The 4,754-nt window shown below is 71.8% G+C and carries 5 protein-coding genes; 2 read left to right on the plus strand and 3 right to left on the minus strand.

Going from position 1 to position 4,754, the window contains the following annotated elements; translation table 11 throughout:
- Together x551_RS18540 and x551_RS18545 are read left to right on the plus strand one after the other, a co-directional pair.
- The coding region (locus x551_RS18540) for a 4Fe-4S binding protein (RefSeq protein WP_036250084.1) at positions 1 to 544 on the plus strand (544 nt) is incomplete at its 5' end.
- A gap of 28 nt (positions 545 to 572) precedes the next feature.
- Positions 573 to 1,199, plus strand: coding sequence for a molecular chaperone TorD family protein (locus tag x551_RS18545; protein WP_051495894.1), 627 nt, complete (start codon positions 573 to 575; stop codon positions 1,197 to 1,199).
- Between the two features lie 4 nt (positions 1,200 to 1,203).
- On the opposite strand, the gene x551_RS18550 is transcribed toward x551_RS18545, so the two are convergent.
- The 3 genes from x551_RS18550 to x551_RS18560 form a co-directional block, all read right to left on the minus strand.
- Positions 1,204 to 2,670, minus strand: a complete 1,467-nt coding sequence (locus tag x551_RS18550; protein ID WP_253950416.1) for a cache domain-containing protein — start codon at positions 2,668 to 2,670, stop codon at positions 1,204 to 1,206.
- Positions 2,671 to 2,716: 46 nt separating this feature from the next.
- Positions 2,717 to 3,259: a hypothetical protein gene (locus x551_RS27645; protein WP_036250087.1), complete on the minus strand. Its 543-nt coding sequence runs from the start codon at positions 3,257 to 3,259 to the stop codon at positions 2,717 to 2,719.
- A 99-nt stretch (positions 3,260 to 3,358) separates the two neighbouring features.
- Positions 3,359 to 4,723 (minus strand): sigma-54 dependent transcriptional regulator, encoded by a 1,365-nt coding sequence (locus x551_RS18560; protein ID WP_036250090.1) that lies wholly within the window; start codon positions 4,721 to 4,723, stop codon positions 3,359 to 3,361.
- Positions 4,724 to 4,754 lie beyond the last annotated feature (31 nt).

Consider the following 4,754-nt stretch of genomic DNA (forward strand, 5'->3'; position numbering starts at 1 on the left):
TGCGGTGCAGGCCGACAAGCGCGCCACGCTCGACCTCGCGCTCGACCACTTGCTGGCCCAGGCGCCGGCGCGGCCGGTGCCCGAGGCGATCGCGCTGCCGGCCGCGTCGCCGTTCGGCAGCCTGCAGATCGACACCGGCAAGTGCACGATGTGCCTGAGCTGCGTGGGCGCCTGCCCCGAGAGCGCGCTGGGCGACAACCCCGAGCGCCCGCAACTGCGCTTCACCGAGAAGAACTGCGTGCAGTGCGGGCTGTGCGTCGTCACCTGCCCGGAGGACGCGCTGGCGCTCGCGCCGCGCCTGTGGCTGGCCGACAGCGGCAAGGCGCGCAAGCAGCCGCGCGTGCTGCACGAGATGCAGCCCTGGGCCTGCGTGAAGTGCGGCAAGCCCTTCGGCACGCAGAAGGCGATCGAGGGCATGCTGACGAAGCTGGCGGGCCACTCGATGTTCCAGGGCGCGGCGCTCGAGCGCCTGAAGATGTGCGGCGACTGCCGCGTGATCGACCTGCACACCAACCCGAACGAAGTGAAGATCACCGACCTCTGAGCCGCGTGAGCGACAGGACTGCCTCCCGATGAAACCGCAACCGATCCAGTTCGCCACGCCGGCCGACGACCGCGAGGAACTCGCGCGGGCCGAGATCTACGGCCTGCTCGCGCAGCTGTTCGTCGCGCCGCCCGATGCCGCCTTCCACGCGCAGCTGCGCGTGGCGCCCACCGAAGCGCCCACGCCCGGCGGCTTTCTCGAGCCGGCCTGGGGCGAGGTGGTGGCCGCCGCGCGGCGCGTGCCGCCGGACGCGGTGGCCGCCGAGTACGACGCGCTGTTCCTCGGTGTCGGGCGGGCCGAGATCTTTCTCTACGGCTCCTTCCATCTGGCGGGCGCGCTGAACGACCGGCCGCTGGTCGAGCTGCGCGCGGACCTGCGCACGCTGGGCCTGGAGCGCGCCGACGGCGTGAGAGAGACCGAGGACCACATCGCCAGCGTCTGCGAGGTGATGCGCTTCCTGATCGCCGGCGACGACCCCGAGATCTGCAACCTGGAGCAGCAGCGGCGCTTCTTCCGCATCCACCTGCAGACCTGGGCCGAGGCGCTGTGCGCTGCCATCGAGGCGCACCCGCGCGCCGACTTCTACCGCGCCGTGGCCGGCTTCCTGCGTGCCTTCGTCGAGGTGGAGACGCAGGGCTTCGACCTGATCGACTAGCGCCTCAGGCCGGCAGCGTCGTCTCCGGCAGTTCGCTGTAGAGCCGCACGCTGAACACCGCGCCGCGCGCGCCGTCGTCGCGGTTGGCCGCGGTCAGCGTGCCGCCGTAGCGCTCGATCAGGCTGCGGCTGATCCACAGGCCCAGGCCGGTGCCGTCGGTCTTGGTGGTGACGAAGGGCTGGAACAGCCGCGACTCGAGCTCCGGTCCCAGCCCGGGGCCGCTGTCGGCCACGTCGATCTGCACACCCTGCACGCGGCCGTCGGCGGCGTGCCAGTCGCGTGTGTGCAGCGACAGCGTGCCGCTGTCGGGCATCGCGTGCAGCGCGTTGATCAGCAGGTTGAGCAGCACCTGCTGCAGCTCCTGGCGGTTGATGGCGGCACTGGCCGTCGCCCGGTCGTCGCGCTGCACCGCGATCCGGGTGCGCGCGAGCTGAGGCCCGACCAGCAGCAGCGAGTCGTCGAGCGCGCGCGCCACGCTCACGCTGTCCACGTAGCCGGCGTATTCGTTCGGGCGCGCAAACTGCAGAAGTTGCGTGACGATCAGCCGCATGCGCTCGATCTGCTCGTCCACCAGCCGCAGCTCGGCGTCGACCTTGGCGGCGGTCTGCGGCCCGAGCAGCTCGCGGAGCAGGTCGAGGTTGCCCTGGATCACCGCGATCGGGTTGTTGACCTCGTGCGCGATGCTGGCGGTGAGCTGGCCCACGGTGGCCAGCTTCTCCGAGCGCAGCAGCTGCGCCTGCGCCTGCTCCAGGTCGCGCGTGCGCTCGACCACCTTGCGGTCGAGCTCGTCGCCCCAGCGCTGCAGCGCGCGCGTCTTGTCGTCGATCACGTCGAGCAGGTGGTCCAGGTGGGCGGCGAGCCGGCCGATCTCGTCGGGGTGGTGGCCGGCCGCGCCGACGCGCGCGTCGAGCCCGCCGGCCTCGACCTGCTGCATCGTGCGCGCCATCTGCTCCAGCGGCTTGAAGATGCTGCGCGCCCAGCGCAGCGACACCACGGTGGCGCCGATCATCACGGCGAAGAAGATCGCGCCGATGCTCAGCAGCACGGCGTACTTCAGCCAGGTGAAGGGCCGTTCCAGGTAGCCGACGTAGAGCATGCCGACGCGCCGGCCGGCGCCGTCGGCCAGCGGCAGGTAGCCCGAGACGTACCAGTCGTTGACGACGAAGGCGCGGTCCAGCCACGGCTGACCGCCGCCGAGCACGGTGTCGCGTACCGCCTGCGACACGCGGGTGCCGATGGCGCGGTTCTTGGGATCGTCGCCGAACAGCCGCACGTTGGTGCTGATGCGCACATCGTCGAGGAACAGCGTCGCGGTGCCGCGGCTGCCGAAGGGCAGCGCGCCTTCGGGGTAGACGATCTCGTTGATGTGGTCGATGAAGGGCAGGTTGCGGTTCAGCAGCACGCCGGCCTGCACGTGGCCGCGCAGCACGCCGCGTTCGTCGTGCACCGGCGCGGTGGCCAGCACGACCATCGCGCGGTCTCCTGCGTGCGAGCCGTGGGCGCGGCGTTGCGCGTGCTCACCAGCGGCACCGCGACGCGGTCCTGCAGCGCCGGCGCGAGACGCGCCAGTCGTCAGGCTGCAGCACCTCGATGCTGGCGCGTGCCCGGCCGCTTTCGGCCGCCGCCGCACGGAACGCCGGCGAGCGCCCGTCGGTGGCCGGGGCCGCGCCGAAGTCGGTGATGCGCAACGTCCCGTCGGGGGCACGCAAGTTGATGAAATCGAGGCCTTCGCGGGCCTTGAACGCCTGCAGCAGTGTCACCCACGTCCCCGCGTCGGCCGACGTCGCCGCCGTGTCGTCGTCCAGCGCACGGTGCAGTGCCTGCGAGTCGGCCACGGCGGCGGCGCTGCTGCCCACCTCGCCGAGCACGCGCTCGAAGTAGCCCTGGGCCACCGCCAGGTCGCTGCGCACCTTGGTGATCAGCAGGCGGTCCAGCGCCACGTTGCCCCAGACCAGCAGCAGCAGGCCCAGCAGCGGCAGCACCACCACCAACGGCAGCAGCACCATCGCCAGCAGCTTGCTGCGGATCGGCAGCCGCTGGAAGCGCTCGTAGAACGTCATCTCAACCGCCCGGTGCAACCCGACGCAGCAGCAGCCGAACGTCGCTGCGCGAACCCAGCGGCGCCCCCTGGGGGGAGCGGCGCAGCCGCAACGGGGGATTCAAGCGACTAGCCATTCGGCGCAGCGCCGCTCCAGTGTGCGGCGCGAGATGCCCAGCAGTTCGGCGGCGCGCGTCTTGTCGCCCTGCACCGACTCCAGCACCGCGAGGATGTGCTGCTTCTCCAGCGTCTGCAGGTCGGTCGGGCCGGCGCTCGCGCCGGTGCGCGACGTAGTTCCGCCGGGGTAGAGCGCTGACACGTTGAGCGCGCCCAGGATCATCGAGCGCTCCACCAGGTTGCGCAGCTCGCGCACGTTGCCGGGCCAGTCGTACTGCTGCAGGTAGGCCATCTCGGCCGGGCTGACGGCGATCGGCTCGACGCCGAGATGCGGCGCCAGCGTGGCGATGAAATGCGCCACCAGCTCGGCGATGTCGTCCTTGTGCTCGCGCAGCGGCGGCAGGCCGATCTCGACCACCTGCAGCCGGTAGTACAGGTCCTTGCGGAAGCGCCCGGCGGCCACCTCGTCGGCCAGCCGCCGGTTGGTGGCGGCGACGATGCGCACGTCGACCGGGATCTGCTGCTCGCTGCCGACCGGACGGATGCGGTGGTCCTCCAGCACGCGCAGCAGTGCAGCCTGCTGGGCCAGCGGCAGTTCGGCGATCTCGTCGAGGAACAGCGTGCCGCCCTGGGCGTAATAGAACAGCCCGTCGCGGCCGTGCGTCGCGCCGGTGAAGGCACCCTGGGCATGGCCGAACAGCTCGCTCTCGATGCGCTCGGGCGCGAGGCTCGCGCAGTTGACCGGCACGAAGGGTTCCGGTGCGCGCGGGCTGTGGCGATGCAGCGCGATCGCCGCCAGCTCCTTGCCGGTACCCGATTCGCCCGACAGCAGCACGGTGCTGGCCACCGGCGCGGCGCGCTGCAGCGCGCGCCTGAGGTTCTGCATCGCCGGCGAGCTGCCCACCAGGCCGTCGAAGCCCTCGCCGCGCTGCGAGATCATGTGCTTGAGCACCCAGTTCTCGCGCTTCAGCAGCGTGCGGTCGAGGCCGTGCTTCACCGCGTTGAGGATCTGCGTCACGCGAAACGGCTTGAGAACCAGGTCGGAGGCGCCCGCGCGCAGCGCCTCGATCGCGGTGTCGAGATCGGCATAGGCGGTGATCAGCACCACCTCGCCGCTGTAGCCCTGCTCGCGCAGCTCGCGAAGCCAGGCGAGGCCGCTCTTCCCGGGCAGCGAGATGTCGAGGATCACCAGGTCGAAGCGGTGCCGGCGCACCAGCGCGTCGGCCTCCTCGGCGCTGGCGGCGCTCTGCACGTTGCCGCAGCGCGGCGCCAGCGTCTTCTCGAGGAAGTTGCGCATGCCCTGCTCGTCGTCGACCAGCAGCACCGAGGCGCGCGGCCAGGCGTCGAGTCCGGGGGCGGGAGCGGGCAGGGGCGGGGCTGGCGGGGCATGGGGCGGCGGG

The organism is Methylibium sp. T29 (genome assembly GCF_000576205.1).
Lineage (GTDB): Bacteria > Pseudomonadota > Gammaproteobacteria > Burkholderiales > Burkholderiaceae_C > Methylibium > Methylibium petroleiphilum.